Genomic DNA, 15,852 nt, shown 5'->3' with positions numbered 1-15,852 from the left:
ACCTGCCTTCTCATGGCGAGCACGGAACTTTTCAAGGTGACTTGTTTGACCTGTCAGGCTAGCCTGTCAGTTCGCAATACTGCGCTCATCGGCCAGATCGTCGGTTGCCCCAAGTGCAACAGCATGGTCGAGATCACACCGCCGGCTCCCAAGTCAGCACCCGCACCAACGCCTGTTGTTGCCGCGACGGCACCTGCACTCAGCGAATCCGTATTTGAGGAAGACTTCGAAACACCTGCTGCGGAACCAACGGCAGAAGTCGAATCGCCCACCGACATCACCAGCGTGCTGGAGTCCGGCGCCACATCAAGCGCCAAATTCATATTGTGGGCCGCGGCGAGTTTTGTCGTTGGTGCCACAATCACCGGCATGTTCTTGGTATTGCGATCCGGTGAAACCGTCGAGGTCGCCGTGGCTGCACCACAAACGGAAGCTCCTGTGACGGCAACGCCTGTCGCCGAGGTTGAGCCCACCAAGCGAGAACCTGTAACTGCCAAAACGCCTGACGCTGTTGTCACTCCCGCAGAAGAAGCAGTTTCTACCACGACTGCCAATGAATCGTCGGTTGAAGAGAACCCGTTCGACGTTGAAGCCACTGACGTAGAACCACCGCTCACGGGCGAAGTGAAATTACCGCCTCAAGAAAATATCGCGTCCGAGCCAGCCGTCACTCCCACGGAAACAGAGCAAGAGCCGCAAAAGAAATTGGTGATTGGCAGCGCCGATGAACCCCGAGTCGCGCGGAAATTCGATCCTTTGGCCCTCGATCCCGAACAACTCAATCTCAACGCCGTGAGCGAGGCAGGGCAGGGGGATCTGCAAGCCGATGCCGGAGAAGGTCAAGCAGCGCCGGGTGAAATCGAACCACAAGAAGAACCGCTTCCTGTCGTTGTGAGCACTGCGGTCCAGCTTAACCCCAAACAGGGTGGTGAAAGTGGACGGCGATCGGCGGCGGTTCAGTTGGAACGCAGTCTTCCTGCCGTAGCCGTTCAGGACATGCCTCTCCTGAATTTCATCACATTCATGGGGCAACTCTCCGGTGTGCCAGTGAGCGTCACCCCAGAGCAACTGATGATGGCGGGGACAACTCCCGGCAAACCCGTGTCGCTCAACATCACAGAAACCACTTTGGCCGACGCGCTGAGATCCGTCCTGGAACCTCTGCATCTGGAAGTTGTGACCGATGGCCCCCAGATTGTGATCGTGCGGCAAGACGCCAGTAAGGTTCGCAGTGTCAACTACCCCATCGACGACTTGCTCGGCAACGAAACAACGGCCCAGCAATTCGCGGATTGGATTCAAGAGCTCGTCGCCCCTGAGTCCTGGCAAAAGAATGGTGGTGACGGCCAACTGACTGTTTCGGGCGATTCACTTGGCATCGAACAGACTCAGGCCGTGCAGTACGAAGTCCTATTCTTCCTGGAACGGATTCGCTTGGCCAAAGGACTGCCGCTCCGCAGTCGCTATCCCGAGCGTCTACTTTCCGCCAAGCCGTATGGCGTGGGGATTGCCGACCGGTTGAACACACCCACGACCTTTACGTTCTCGCATGACACACCGCTCGCCGAAGTGTTTCACCACTGGCAAGGCGAAGCGGGACTGCCGATCTTTGTTGATTGGCCCGCTCTGGCGACGATCAAAATCTGGCCCGATTCGCTCGTAACGTGCCGGGTTGCCAATGAACCGTGGCATCAGGCGCTCGACACAGTGCTCGAACCACTCGGCCTTGGTTGGCGCGCCGCCCCTGGCGGAGCAATTCAAATCACATCGCTGGCTAGGCTTCAAACTGAACCACGACTCGACATTTATCCCGCAAGCGCATGGCGGGGCAACGCCGACCACGCGACCATCATCGACGACCGCGTGAACAAGCTTACGTACGTCCGCGCACCTGCGAGTGCAAGTCGATAATTACACCGCCACCGCCGCGCCCAGCGTACGATCCACCGCGTCGGCAATGCGGCGGCAACCGGCCATCATTTCCTCGAATTGGGCAAAATTCAGCGATTGGTAGCCATCGCTCATCGCCTTGTCGGGATTGGGGTGGACTTCGACGATCAAGCCGTCAGCCCCTGCGGCAATCGCGGCCTTGGCCATCGCGGGAACCAGACTCGTGTGGCCCGTGCCGTGGCTGGGGTCAATTACAATCGGCAAGTGGGTGCGCTGCTGCACGTAGGGCACCGTGGCCAGGGGTAGAGTGAAGCGTGTGTGGCTCTCGAAGGTGCGGATGCCGCGTTCGCAGAGCATCACATTCTGATTGCCGCCATCGAGGATGTATTCCGCAGCCAGCAAAAATTCATCAATCGTCGCGCTGGGGCCACGCTTGAGTAGGGCCGCGCGGTGTGATTTGCCAACCGCTTCGAGCAAGCGGTAGTTCTGCATGTTGCGAGCACCAATTTGCAGCACGTCGCTGTATTCGCTCACCAAATCAACGTCGTCCGGCGAAACAACTTCGGTGACAATCGCTAGTCCTGTTTGTTCACGAGCTTCGGCCAAAAGTTTGAGTCCTTCCTCTTTAAGCCCTTGGAAGCTGTAAGGGCTGGTGCGCGGCTTGAATGCCCCGCCACGCAAGGCCGAAGCTCCGGCGGCTTTGACGGCATGGGCACACGCGAGGATTTGCTCTTCCGTTTCGACCGAGCAAGGCCCCGCGATCACGCCAATCGAACCGTTGCCAACCGACAAGCTGCCGGCGACGATTGTCGAACTCTCCGGCTTGAGTTCACGGCTCGCCAACTTGTAGGGGGCCAGAATCGGCAAGACTTCGTCGACGCCGGGGCAACTTTCCAGCGAGCTAATCCCCGCGACTCGTTCTTCGCCCACCGCCGCGATGACGGTGCGTTCGGTCCCTTGAATCACCACGGGTTTCAAGCCGAGGGCCTCGACGTGGGCTACGGCGTTGTCGATGTCGTTTTGTGATGTGCCGCGTTTCATGACGATGATCATTTTTGCTCCAGAATAGCGTGTGATTTGTCTTTGCTGTTATGAATTGATAGTCGGAACTAACCCACCCAAAAACGAAAAAACCCCGAGAACCTTGCGGTGCTCGGGGTTTGTGTTTCGTAAGCCTGCTTATGTTCAGCTGCTACGCACGTCCTCCGGGCCCGCTACTTGTAAAGTAAAAGTAGCGAGTGGTGCTAAACCAAAAGTTGCCGTAGAAAGCTGACATGTCTGTATTCTTGCCAGGAATCGCAAGGTTGGCAAGCGGAAAATTTGGGGAGAACTTTGAGCCCTGTTTTCAACAGTTTTTTCTCCCTACGTCACCGCATCAACCGCTCCGACCCCCAATAGCACCATCACGAACAGAATGATCGCGATGACCAGAAACAAGCCGAACAACAGCCGTGCCACCGTCGCCGCGCCAGCGGCTAAACCTGTAAACCCGGCTGCGCCTGCCAGGACGGAGACGATCAGCGCTATGATTGCCCAAGTAATAAGTCCCATAATTATTCCTTCCTAGTAAGCACTTGAAAAATACCTGTTTCCGTCAGGATGAATTTGCAAATGACGTGCCAGTTTTTCATCGAGCTGGCGAATTGAAAGCGGCTAGGGTGCGTCGACCGTTCGACGCGCCGTTTGCAAATTTGCCGGTGTGAGAGAAGGAAGCTGAAGGGCGACCACCTGACCGAGCGGGCGGTTAATTCCAAAGAGTTTGCCGTGAACTGTCGGGTCCCAAGCAAAACCTTGACCTGTGATTGGCACATGCCATGTCTTCACTAAACGCAATGTCGAAGCCGAGCGGGGCAGGGCGAGCTCATACAATTCGCCGCGGTCGTGACCCGTGCAATAGAGTAAACCATTGCGTGCCCAAGCACCTCCTGAGCAACTGTGAGGTTCAAATCTTGCGACGACTTCCTGCGGAAAAATCCATCCCGCCATCCGCCGCCACTCACGGTCGAACTTAACCAACGAAGTCCAACGGGCATCCTTGGCGTGAGGGTCGTCGTTCACTTTCTCCGTGTAATGCGCGAACACGGCCCACCAAGCATCGTCATGCCAATCGACCCACGTGAGCGACCCTTCACAAATCCCTAAGCTGTGCGATCGCACATGCTCGAGGTTTTGCGTATCCCAAATTTCAATCGAACTTACTTCGGGATAGCTCGGGAAATTGGAATGGGCACAAATCAATTCGCTGTTGAGTACGATGCCCGAATTCAGATGCACGAGCGGCAGTACTTCGCTTGCCGTCCAGCGGTTCACCAGCTTGCCAGTGTTCTTGTCATATTTGCCAATGACTCTATTGCCAATCGCATAGAAATATTCTCCATCAACTGCCACGGCCTGGGTTGCCTCAGGGGCAACATAGTGGCGCAACTCGACGACGTCTTCCGCCAGCAAGACCCTAGCGGTGGTTAAGTGCAACAGCAAGCTCAAACACAACAGACGCACGCTCGATCTTCCCCCCAGATATTCCTTAGGTGACCTTACAACTGAAATATGGCAAATGAGTGTGAAGTTTCGATGAGGCGGCAGACTTTACTCAACACGGGGATCGGGGTAACTTCTTGGGAGTTGGGCGCTTACGTCGCTTTTCAATTCCTTGTCCTCCTTGCAGAACTTCCATGCGTTACTTCATTGCGATTGTCTCGCTGCTCGGCTGTTTGTTCATTCTGCCAATTGCCCACGCCGATGTTTCGCTGCCGGCGATTTTCGGCGATCACATGGTTCTGCAGCGTGACCTGGAAAACCGCGTCTGGGGTTGGGCCGAACCGGGTGAGAAGGTGACGGTCACAATCGCTGATCAAAAACACTCCGCCACGGCCGACGACAAGGGGAATTGGGAAGTCAAGCTCGCGAAGCTTCCAGCCGGTGGTCCGCATGAATTGAAAATCTTTGGCAAGAATTCACGCACCATATCAGACGTCATGGTGGGCGAAGTATGGCTCTGCTCCGGCCAATCGAATATGGAATGGTCCGTGGAGTTGGCCTATGACGGCGACCTCGAACAATTGATCGCCGACAATCCCAACATTCGCTTGATCACCGTGCCGCACGTGGGAACTCAAGAACCGCAAAAAGATTTCCAGGGCGAATGGCAAACGGCTTCCCCCCAAAGCGTGAAAGAATTTTCGGCCGTGGGTTATTACTTTGGCAAGCAACTGCAAGAAACACTCGACGTTCCGGTGGGCTTAGTCGACGTTTCCTGGGGTGGCTCGGCTTGTGAAGCGTGGATCGAGCGAAGTTTGCTGGCTGACGACGAACGCTTTAAGCCTCTGCATGATTATTGGGTCGAATTCGAGAAGACTTACGATTTCCAAAAGAAAAAAACCGAGTGGCAAGCACAAGTCAAGAAGTGGGTAGATGGGGGCAAACAAGGCCCCGCGCCATGGGAACCGGCAGATGAAATGAAATCGCGAAATCGTCCGGGGAACATCTACAACGGCGTGCTGAAACCGATTCTCGGCTACGGCATCCGCGGCGCCATTTGGTACCAAGGAGAAACCAACGCGGGACGCGCGCATCAGTATCAAGAACTCTTTCCGTTTATGATTGCAAGCTGGCGCAAGGATTGGCAGATCGGCGACTTTCCCTTTTATTGGGTACAACTTGCCGACTTCACCCGCGAAGTTCCCGAGCCCGGCGAAAGCGATTGGGCCGAACTCCGCGAAGCCCAAACGCTCACGCTCGATAAACTTCCTAACACGGGCCAAGCCGTCGTTATCGACATTGGCGAAGCAGACGATATTCATCCCCGCGACAAGCGCGACGTGGCCTTACGTCTGGCACGTATAGCACTCGCCCAGGATTACGGCATCAAGTTGCCCTACACGAGCCCACGTTACAAATCGATGAAGGTTGAAGGCAATAAGATCGTCGTAACGTTAGACACCGGCGAACATGCCGATGGCGCGCTCAAGGCTTTCGATAAGAACGAGCTGATGGGCTTTACGATTGCCGGCGAAGACAAAAAGTTTGTGCCAGCTCAGGCCAAAATCATTGGCAATAACCAAGTCGAAGTCTGGAGCGATGCCGTGGCCAAACCCGCGGCAGTTCGCTATGCGTGGGCGAACAACCCGATATGCAATCTGGAAAACCGTGCGGGACTGCCCGCTTCGCCATTTCGAACTGACAAGTGGCCTGGGATCACCGAAGGGAATCTCGCGCCGCAGATCAACTAGAATGCTGGCCCACCGATTTGGTCCATTATCGAGTGGTAGGAATCACTCTCGAGCATACGCCTCGGCCAACAACTTCACTGGATGGACAACTTTGACATGGGCCAATGCTGGATCGGCTGCCAATCCTTGCGACAGCTGTAACTGACAACCCGGGTTGCCGGTGGCCACGACTGAGGCACCGGTCGTAGCGATATGTGCCAGCTTTCGCTGAAGTAGTTTTTCCGCCTGCTCGGGTTGTGTAATGCTGTAGATCCCAGCGCTGCCGCAGCACCAATCGGCTTCCGTCAAGTTCACTGTTTTGACGCCAGGGAGGGAGTTCAGGATTTCGCGTGGTTGCTTGAAAACTTTTTGGCTATGGCACAAGTGGCAGGAATCATCATAAGTGACGCAGACTTCACTTGGTGTTGGTGGCTTGGTCGGTACACGATATTCGATCTCAACCAGCCATTCGTGAATGTCTTTCACCAGCGAGTCCCAGCGCGCGGCTTTCTCGGCATATTGTTCGTCACTCGCCAGCAGCGAGCTGTAGTGCTTCAGATGGGATCCGCAGCCCCCAGCGTTGGTGATAATCGCGTCGATGCCATCCAGATCGAAACGATCAAGCGTTCGCTTGGCTAACTCTTGCGCGCCGGCGAGATCGCCATTATGGGCATGCAAGGAACCACAGCAGGATTGATTTCGTGGTGTGAAAACTTCGCAACCATTAGCAAGCAGCACATCGACGGTTGCCCGATGCACGTCAGCATAAAGCAAATCTTGCACGCAGCCCGTCAGCAATAAGACACGATAACTTGGAGTGGTCGGGCGTTCCCATTCCTCGATACGACCCGCGGCAAAGGGAGCATTGATGGTCGGTGTTCGCGATTCGAGTCGTCGCAAATTCCGCGGCAACAACTTCATCACGCCCAGCGTACGTAAAAGCGATTGCAGGCCGCTACGTTGATAAAGCCACAACATCCGTCCCACGAGATGCAATAATCGTGGCCGCTTAAACAGGCAATCCAAGGCAAGCCAGCGATAGAAGTTTCGCTTCGGCGAACTGAGGATTTCGCGGCGTTCCACTTCCGCTCGAGCCGTTTCAAACAGGGTCGTATAACTGACCCCTGCTGGGCAAGCCGTTTGACAAGCAAGACAGCCCAGACAGTAATACATTTCTTCCGCGAAATCTTGGCTAATCGGCAAAGTCCCATCGGCAATGTCGCGCATCAAAGCGATGCGGCCACGGGGACTATTTCGCTCGCGGCGTGTTTCGTCATACGTCGGGCACGTGGGCAAACACATGCCGCAATGCATGCATTGCTGCAACACGGAATAGTCGAGGGCGACGAGCAAGTTGTCGGAATCAGCGTTAGTCATCGGTCAACGATTAAAGGTCGAATATCTTGCCGGGGTTCAGCAAGCCGTGTGGATCGAGCGTCTGCTTGATCTTCTTGAGCAAATTATAGCTCGCATCCCCCAATTGCTTTTTCAAAAAGGCTTTTTTGGCCAAACCAACGCCGTGCTCACCGGTGATCGTGCCACCCAGTTCAAGCGTACGATCAACAATCTCTTCAAGCGCGAGTTCCACCCGATGCATTTCGTCCGCGTCGCGCTCGTCGGTCAAAAACGTTGGATGCAAGTTGCCATCGCCCATGTGACCGAATGTTCCCACCAGCAAGTTGTGCTTCTGAGCTGTCTGGCTGATAAACGAGATCATCTTTGCCAGTTCGCTGCGAGGCACCGTCACGTCTTCCAAAATCGTAGTAGGCCGTACTCGTGCCAAGGCCGAGAATGCACTTCGCCGTGCCAGTCGCAGCTTGTCTGCTTCCGCTTCGTTCTTGGCTTCTTGAACGACGATCGCTCCCCGCTTGCGGGCAATTTCCAACATCGCCTGGACTTCTTGTTCAACCACGACCGCCGCGCCGTCGGATTCCATGAGCAGCAACGCCGCCACATCTGTCGGTAATCCCACTTGGCTGAAGTTCTCGACGCAGCGAATCGTCTGTTGATCGAGAAATTCAAGCGTGCAGGGGACAATTCGATTGGCGATGATCTCTGAAACGGTTTCCGCGGCTGCTTCCGGGGTGGCGAAGCCCGCGAGAATAGTGCGGCGCGCTTCCGGGCGAGGCAAAAGTTTCAATAAGACTTCTGTGACAATTCCCAGCGTGCCTTCCGAACCAATGAATAAGTCACGCAGATTGTATCCCGCTACGTCTTTGACGCATTTGTTGCCGAGCCACAAAACTTCGCCTTCTACGGTCACGACTTCCAACCCCATGACATAATCGCGCGTCACGCCATATTTCAATCCCCGCAATCCGCCGGAGTTCTCAGCAACGTTCCCGCCGATCGTCGAAATCTTCTGCGAGCCCGGATCGGGCGGATAGAACAATCCAACTTTGGCGGCTTCTTGATCGATCGTCTGGGTGATGACACCAGGCTGGCACCGCATGGTCAGATTCTGTTGATCGAGTTCGAGAATCCGATTCAGATCAACCGTGCACAATACGACGCAGCCATCAACCGGGAGGCTTCCACCACTTAGCCCAGTACCAGAGCCGCGGGTCACCACCGGTAAGCGGGCTTGATAAGCGACTTGCAAGCACTTGGCAATCTGCTCAGTGCTTTGTGGAAAGATCACACAAGCCGGTCGTTGCCGCATAGCCGCTGTGCCATCAAAGCCATAGGGGGCGATGTCGGTCGGCGAAGTCAATGTCTTTTCAGCGCCAACAATCTGAGCAAGCTGATCGATCCAAGTTGACGAAGAGGCGGTCATTCAGAGCAGTGCGGTAAATTGGGAAACAATCAAGACTCTGTCATGGGCTGGCGTATCGCTGGCAGTATGCCGGAGGCCACGTTGAGGCTGTGAAAAGTGTCGACCATTGGACTGAAAAGGTTTTGGATAAAAGAATCAGTGAATGGGAAAATACAGTGGTTCACTTCGGCAAAAATCTCGCAACACCATAGATGCGTGTTACCACATACTTCGAGATCTACGCGATCAATCATTTTGTCAACTTCCCCTACCATGTGTAAATCCGTTTTCCTTTCAGAATTTGCCGCTGCTGGGATGCAAGACTTTTACGGAATCTTGCGGTTAGAGCGCGTTTCGATTCGGGATCATGCAGAAATTGGCAAGTTAAATCCCAATTGGTATTTAACCGGCTAAGCGATTGCTAGGTTGGCAAACGAGCACCGGCCATGATGACATTGGTCGGTAAATAGCCACTTTTACTGTGGAAAACCTCATTTTTCAGTTTTTCTTCTTTCTGCTGAAAATGTGCGCGCGTTATGGGCGCTCCAAGCGGTTTAATAAAAGAAGACTTTTCTGGCGCTGCGTGGAACGACCTCCTCTAGCATTTGCCAAATACAATCCAGTCATCAGGTTTTGCTCGAGCCGTAAGCTGCCATTCTGGCATGATCCATGAACAATCGCATCGAACAGATCTTGAATAGCCGACGAATCGACAATTCGTTGGGATCTGCAGCCGCGACCGACTTAGATGCTTCGGAGCGCAATCGTGCTGAGATGTTCCTCGCACTCCATGTGCAGAACCACAATCGACTTTCGGCGTTTGTGCATACGCTAGTGCCGTCGTGGCAGGACGCTGAAGAGATTGTTCAAGATACCTTAGTGGTCTTATGGCGCAAGTTCGATGAGTTTGATCCGGGGACCAGCTTCTTTTCCTGGGCAGCTCGAGTGGCACAGTACGAGGTCCTCAATTACCGACGAAAGAATCGGCATCGTGAGATGATACTTGCTGACGAGGTTCTCGAAGCAATCGCCACGACAGCGCTTGAACGCATGGACGACGTCGACCTACAACGAGCTGAATTGGAATACTGCATCAAAAAACTCTCGGATCGCGAGCGCGAACTCTTGGGATTGCGTTATACAAATGGCGGAAATGTACAAACGGCTGCCGCTGCCTTAAATCGTACGACAGGGCATGTCCAGCGCATGCTACGAAACATTCGGGCGGGACTTTTGCGCTGCATTCACCTTAGACTTTCCGAGCAGGGCACTTGATGCCGGATAAGTAGATAACGTCATGAATGATGATTTCGATACCTTGATAGGAAAACTCTTGGACGGCGAGTTCGATCCGGCTGATCAAGAACGCCTTAATGAAATGCTGTCCTTGGATGAGAATCGACAGCGCTTTGTTGAGCTGAGCAAGTTGCATTTTTGCTTATCGCAAAAAACCCTGCCCATTGGAATGGTTCGTACTGCCCGTGCGGCTGCTGCAGTCCACGACAGCATACTGACGCTCGCAAATCCTGAGTCGGAGGACCATGCCTACAAGTTTGAACAGGGATCAGCTCAGCGGATCAAGAATCAAAGTATGCTTAAGTTCTCAGCATTTGCTTATGCTGCTGCCGTGCTTTTGATTTGCAGTTGCGGTGTTTACTGGATTTGGGCCACGTCGTCGGAGCCTCCCGTGTTCGCGAAAGCAGCGCACAAGCATAAATCAAGCTCAGACGCTCAAGCACTGACGCCAAAGGTTGCACCCCGATCAACTCCACCCCAGGCTGTCGATCCAAAGCTTGATACCAGTGACTTTGCTGCTCGCATCGTTTCCATGTCGGAAGACGCTGTCTGGGACAGCGAAGGCAATCCGGCTGACTTTCTGATGCGGCTTTCACTGGGAAGCAATCTGAAGCTCACACGTGGCATTATTAAGCTTGAATTCGCTTCGCAAGCGATTGCAGTTCTGAGTGCTCCCGCCGAGCTCACGATTCTCGGGCCGGGCAAAGTGCTGTTGAAACGCGGCAAGCTCACTGGCCGCTCTGAAGAAGGTCATTTCATCGTCGAAACGCCAAGCGCTTATGTCGTTGATGTTGGCACAGCCTTTGGAGTTGCCGTCGATGACGAAGCACGCACGGATGTCGTGGTGTTCGATGGCGAAGTTCATGTCCAGCGTAGCTCCGATAGCGAACAAACCGTGCGCCTGACCAGAGGCATGTCGGTTCGGGCCGATCGCACAGGGCTTAGTTCTTCGGCCGCGGATCGTAACCTACCGGCATTTGATCGGGAGTTTAATGGACAACGTCCCAACAATCTTGGCGTCGATGAAATTAGCCTAGTGGATGTCATTTGCGGCAGTGCTCCCGGCGAGTATCGCACGGCTGGTTCGATTGATCCCGAGACAGGGGCGTGGAGCAGCCTCCCCTGGTCGGAATCCAAAGGTGTCCGTGGCAAGTCGGGTTCTGGGAATGTGGTTGCGGTCAGTTGGAATCCTTGGGTGGAAGGTACCTTCATTCCCAGTGCTCAAAACGAATTGACGGCCATCGACCACAATGGCGCAACCGTGAGAACTCCTGCAATCAATGGTGGTGCCTGGGGTCCGATTTGGGCACGTCGTCGCTTGGAACGCAGACACGATCCGCTTGCCGACAAAGCCGATCAAGACGTCGAAGGATTTTGGGGCGCGGGAACCACGACCGCTTTGCTTGATCGATCGCGCTGGGTTCGCGATGGGATCGTCGGTATGCACGCGAATGTTGGCATCACACTGGATTTGTCGGCGATTCGGAATGGTTATGGAACTTCGCTGACATCGCTACGAGGCGTGCTCGCGCATCTCGAGCAGTCGTATGTTTCCCAACCATTCCAACCTCAAGCCCAGGTCACATTCCAAGTGTATGTCGATGGAGAATTGCGGTACGAACGGGCCAACTTCTGTCGACAAGATGGCGATGCGCTCTTTGGCGTGGAATTGAACGACACCGACAGGTTATTAAGCCTGATTGTGACGGATGGAAACGATGGACCGATTTATGATCGTGTAATTTTGCTTGATCCCATTCTCGAAACGCGCCGCGATTGAGACTGGAACTTTTCTCTTTAGTAATATGATGAACCTCTCTTCTCGAAATATCGGCTATTCAACAACCGCGCTCATCGCCAGCATCATGTTGGTCATGGTGAACGACGCATGGACTGAACCGATTGAGCACCTCGTGACGCGCTGGGCTGCGGAGGTGTCCGAGAAGCCGCTGCCTGAATATCCACGACCGCATCTTGTTCGTGACGAGTGGCAGAATCTCAACGGGCATTGGGAATTCCAGATCTCTGATAAGGATTCCCAGCGACCTACTAAGTTCTCTGACGAAATACTTGTGCCTTTCCCCATCGAAAGTGATCTTGGTGGAGTGCAACATTCCCTTTTGCCCACCGAAACGGCTTGGTATCGACGCACATTTAAGGTGGGTGCCGATTGGAATGGCCAGCGCATTCTCCTGCATTTTGGTGCTGTCGATTGGCACTCCGAAGTTTGGGTCAACGGCAAGCGAGTCGGCGAACATCAGGGGGGGTACACGCCGTTCTCCTTTGACATCACGGAGGCCATTGAATTCGACAAGGAGAATCAGCTAGTGGTGGGCGTGACTGATCCAACCGATGCTGGCACGCAACCGCGGGGCAAACAAGTTCGCCAACCTGAGGGGATTTGGTATACGCCCATTAGTGGTATTTGGCAAACAGTTTGGCTGGAACCTGTGCCGCAGACCTATGTACGCGGATTGAAGGTTTTGACAGATCGCAAGCAAGGCACGGTCACCGTGAAAGCTGATGCGGTTGGTGCTTCTAAAAACTCACAGTTAAAAGTTACCGTTAAAGCCGAAGGCAAAGTGGTTGCCTCTCAGGAGCAATCCGCCGATCAGGAGATTGTGATCAAACTGGAGAATGTTCACCTTTGGTCCCCTGCGGACCCCTACCTTTATGATCTTGATATCGAGTTAATTGATAACGACAAAACGATTGATTCCGTCGCCAGTTATTTTGGCGTGCGTTCGATTGAACTCGGCAAGGATCATAACGGCCTGACACGAATCTTTTTCAATGGCGAACCGTTGTTTCAATATGGGCCGCTCGATCAGGGGTACTGGCCCGACGGTCTGTACACGGCTCCCACCGATGAAGCGCTGAAGTACGATTTGGACGTGACCAAGCAACTTGGCTTCAACATGGTTCGCAAGCATGTGAAGGTCGAGCCCGCACGGTGGTATTACTGGTGCGATAAGATGGGATTGATTGTGTGGCAGGACATGCCGAGCGGCGCTACGAATGCCCCGTGGCCCGCCGATGGCACTGAGATCGAGCGCACGCCCGAATCGGCCGCGCAGTTCCGGCAGGAATTGAAGGAGATGGTCGATGCGTTGCACAACATGACGTGCATCGTGATTTGGGTTCCATTCAACGAAGGTTGGGGACAGTTCGACACGGTGGCGGTGGTGGATTGGCTCAAACAATACGATCCCACGCGCCTTGTGAATGCGGCGAGCGGCGGTAACGATTTTGAATGCGGCGACATCAAAGATGACCATTTTTATCCCGGTCCGGGTGCTCCTCCAGCGGAAGTCAAACGAGCGGCCGTGTTGGGTGAATTCGGGGGCTTTGGGTTGCCGCTCAAAGGCCACACTTGGCAGCAAGAAGAAAACTGGGGTTATCGCAGCTTTGAAACCCCTGAGCAACTGACGGTGGCGTATACCGATGCCGTGGCAAAACTACGCCCCCTCGTTGAGTCGCATTTGAGCGCTGCCGTTTATACCCAAACGACGGACGTCGAAGTCGAAGTCAACGGTCTGATGACCTACGATCGCGCCGTGATCAAGCCCGACGAAAAAACGGTGCTTGCAGCAAACTTGGCATTGTATGAGCCCCTTCCGACGCGAACTGAAGCCCAAAACGTCGATGCTTCGGTGCTGGCGTGGTGGCGATTTGAAGATGGCAATGTCGGCAAATCAGTCAGTGATTTAAGAGCGCAAATGGGTGCGATTGCTGCTCGCGATTTTTCTGGGCACAACAATCACCTGTTTGCATTTTCTCCGCTTAATGCGCCGCTAATAGGTAACTTGGTCCCACAACGTCAATTTGGCCTGATCCGAGTCGCTAACAAGCAAAGCCTTAACGACTCCGAACCGCCCGTCGATGGGGGAGCAACCCGTGATTTGTTCACGAATCCCGACGTCTCGCGAACACACATGGACATATTGAATCTTTATCCGTTTGCCGATTGGACAATCGAAGCCAGTTTTTGTCCCGTCGCAGTCAATGGCAATCAAGTTGTGCTCTCCAAAGAAGAAGATCGAGACGGAATGATTCGCCCCTTGTTCCAACTGGGTTTGTTTGGCACTCCCGCCACCATTGGGATCGAACTTGTTGATCAAGCGGGCAACAAAATCGTGATTCATAGCGACTTCGAAGCGGAACCTAACCACTGGTATCACACGGTAGTCACGTGCAGGGATGGAATCGTGAAACTTTACGTGGCTAACGATGAGGGGGACGGACCATTTGTGCTTGCAGGAGAAGCGAGCATCGAGGGATCGCTCACAAGGCAGGGTGGCACATGGTTGGTAGGGCGGGGCTGTGAGGCGGGCAAGATGGGACGTGACTTTGTGGGCCAGATCGACGAAGTGCGCGTCTCGACGAAAGCCCTTGAAGAAACGCAGTTTCTTTTCGGAAGCGGTAGTGCGGAAAAAGCTTCTCAGTAAGTCTGATTTGTTTGAACGCGTCATTTACTTTTCGACAACATTTTGATTTAGCGGCGGAGGTTTTCATGAAAAGGTTCTTACCAACGATGAGCATGGCATGCGCGCTTGTGGCGCTCACGGCTTTTACTTCAACGAATTCTTGGGCCGATACCGCGGCCTACTATCGTCACGAAGAAGGCACTTCAGGACAGTTTGTCCCGGGTGGGCCAGATACCGTGCTTGATTCGTCTGGCAATGACAATCACATGCAGACATTTTCATCCGGGTCAGCTCCTTTCACGGCGGCCACCTACTCGAACTCCGTTTCGCCATTGGCGCTCCGAAGTGGTTTGTCCAACACCCTCGCCCTTGATTTTGGCGAGAGCCCCACTGTCGGCGTCGATGATGGTGGCGGCCGTAACGACGACAACTACACCGCAGATAAGCCGATTCAAACGCAACTTTTTACCGCGATGACGGTGGAACTCGCGTTCAATATGCATACCATCGGCGGCTTTCAAACGCTGTTTGGCAAAGATGGTAAGCCACTGGGCGATAGTCCTGGCGAAATTGATTCGCCGGTCGCTCCCTTGCAAATTAAAGTCCGCGGTGACGATTTTCCCAATGCGGTTCAGAATCAATTGTTTGTCGAATGGATCGATGGCGATGGTGACATTCATAGTATCGCCACGGGCGAAACCGTACAGGCAAACACCTGGTACCATGTTGCTTTCACTCTCTCAGCGACAGATGCCGAACTCTGGGTAGCTGGAGAAACCGGCGACTACGTGTTGAAGGGTGCAATTTCAGGCAATGATTTTGCGGGGTCGCTCGGACCCGGCGAAGTGACGGTTTTTGAACCGGCAGGCATCTCGATCGGTCGCGGCATGTTCAACAACGGTGTGACCGATTGGTCGAATGCCTTGATCGACGAAGTGCGGATTAGCGATACCCTGCTCACGCCGAATAATTTCTTGTTCCTCACCGAACCAGGCGGAGTGACTGGCGATTTTGATGGGAATGGGGTTGTAACCGGTCGGGATTTTCTTGCTTGGCAACGCAATCCCAGCCTGGGCAATCTAAGCGACTGGCAGAATGCCTATCCACCAGCATTGTCAGGCTTAGTTTCCATTCCCGAGCCTGCCGGCTTGGTGCTGATCTGTGGATTGGTAGGAGGCGTCTTGTCACAACGGCGACGTAAGTCGTTTTAAAGTTCGTAAATTTCAGGAGTTTTGGCGGTAACGGATACACACTTTTCATCTTTTTTCTGAGGGGG

At 54.0% G+C, this 15,852-nt stretch carries 11 protein-coding genes; 6 read left to right on the top strand and 5 right to left on the bottom strand.

Annotation, left to right across the window (positions count from 1 at the left end; genetic code table 11):
* The first annotated feature begins 36 nt into the window (after positions 1 to 36).
* Positions 37 to 1,911, top strand: a complete 1,875-nt coding sequence (locus SH678x_RS07020; protein WP_496922178.1) for a hypothetical protein — start codon at positions 37 to 39, stop codon at positions 1,909 to 1,911.
* Here the strand turns inward: SH678x_RS07020 and aroF are convergent, their stop codons facing one another.
* The 3 genes from aroF to SH678x_RS07005 form a co-directional block, all read right to left on the bottom strand.
* Entirely contained in the window at positions 1,912 to 2,931 is a 1,020-nt protein-coding gene (aroF, locus tag SH678x_RS07015) for a 3-deoxy-7-phosphoheptulonate synthase (protein ID WP_496922177.1), read from the bottom strand.
* A 321-nt stretch (positions 2,932 to 3,252) separates the two neighbouring features.
* Positions 3,253 to 3,441 carry a DUF1328 domain-containing protein gene (locus SH678x_RS07010; RefSeq protein ID WP_496922176.1) on the bottom strand — a complete coding sequence of 63 codons (189 nt, stop codon included), beginning with the start codon at positions 3,439 to 3,441 and terminating at the stop codon, positions 3,253 to 3,255.
* 102 nt (positions 3,442 to 3,543) lie between these two features.
* A complete protein-coding gene (locus SH678x_RS07005) occupies positions 3,544 to 4,389 on the bottom strand; it encodes a hypothetical protein (RefSeq protein WP_496922175.1) in 846 nt (281 codons plus the stop codon).
* A 173-nt stretch (positions 4,390 to 4,562) separates the two neighbouring features.
* On the opposite strand from SH678x_RS07005, the gene SH678x_RS07000 reads away from it, so the two are divergent.
* Complete coding sequence (locus SH678x_RS07000; protein WP_496922174.1) at positions 4,563 to 6,119, top strand: sialate O-acetylesterase; 1,557 nt, start codon at positions 4,563 to 4,565, stop codon at positions 6,117 to 6,119.
* Between the two features lie 42 nt (positions 6,120 to 6,161).
* Here SH678x_RS07000 and SH678x_RS06995 read toward each other — a convergent pair whose 3' ends face one another.
* Positions 6,162 to 7,475 (bottom strand): (Fe-S)-binding protein, encoded by a 1,314-nt coding sequence (locus SH678x_RS06995; RefSeq protein WP_496922173.1) that lies wholly within the window; start codon positions 7,473 to 7,475, stop codon positions 6,162 to 6,164.
* A 10-nt stretch (positions 7,476 to 7,485) separates the two neighbouring features.
* A complete protein-coding gene (locus SH678x_RS06990; protein WP_496922172.1) occupies positions 7,486 to 8,874 on the bottom strand; it encodes an FAD-binding oxidoreductase in 1,389 nt (462 codons plus the stop codon).
* A gap of 648 nt (positions 8,875 to 9,522) precedes the next feature.
* Between SH678x_RS06990 and SH678x_RS06985 the strand changes: the two genes are divergently transcribed.
* The 4 genes from SH678x_RS06985 (at position 9,523) to SH678x_RS06970 (ending at position 15,787) form a co-directional block, all read left to right on the top strand.
* Complete coding sequence (locus tag SH678x_RS06985) at positions 9,523 to 10,128, top strand: sigma-70 family RNA polymerase sigma factor (protein ID WP_496922171.1); 606 nt, start codon at positions 9,523 to 9,525, stop codon at positions 10,126 to 10,128.
* Between the two features lie 22 nt (positions 10,129 to 10,150).
* Positions 10,151 to 11,929 carry a hypothetical protein gene (locus SH678x_RS06980; RefSeq protein WP_496922170.1) on the top strand — a complete coding sequence of 593 codons (1,779 nt, stop codon included), beginning with the start codon at positions 10,151 to 10,153 and terminating at the stop codon, positions 11,927 to 11,929.
* Positions 11,930 to 11,954: 25 nt separating this feature from the next.
* Entirely contained in the window at positions 11,955 to 14,597 is a 2,643-nt protein-coding gene (locus SH678x_RS06975; protein ID WP_496922169.1) for a sugar-binding domain-containing protein, read from the top strand.
* A 65-nt stretch (positions 14,598 to 14,662) separates the two neighbouring features.
* Positions 14,663 to 15,787 carry a LamG-like jellyroll fold domain-containing protein gene (locus SH678x_RS06970; RefSeq protein ID WP_496922168.1) on the top strand — a complete coding sequence of 375 codons (1,125 nt, stop codon included), beginning with the start codon at positions 14,663 to 14,665 and terminating at the stop codon, positions 15,785 to 15,787.
* The last annotated feature ends 65 nt before the right edge of the window (positions 15,788 to 15,852 follow it).

The organism is Bythopirellula superficialaquae (genome assembly GCF_059632245.1).
Note: the sequence above shows the minus strand (reverse complement) of the source record. Positions and strands in the feature narration are given on the sequence as shown.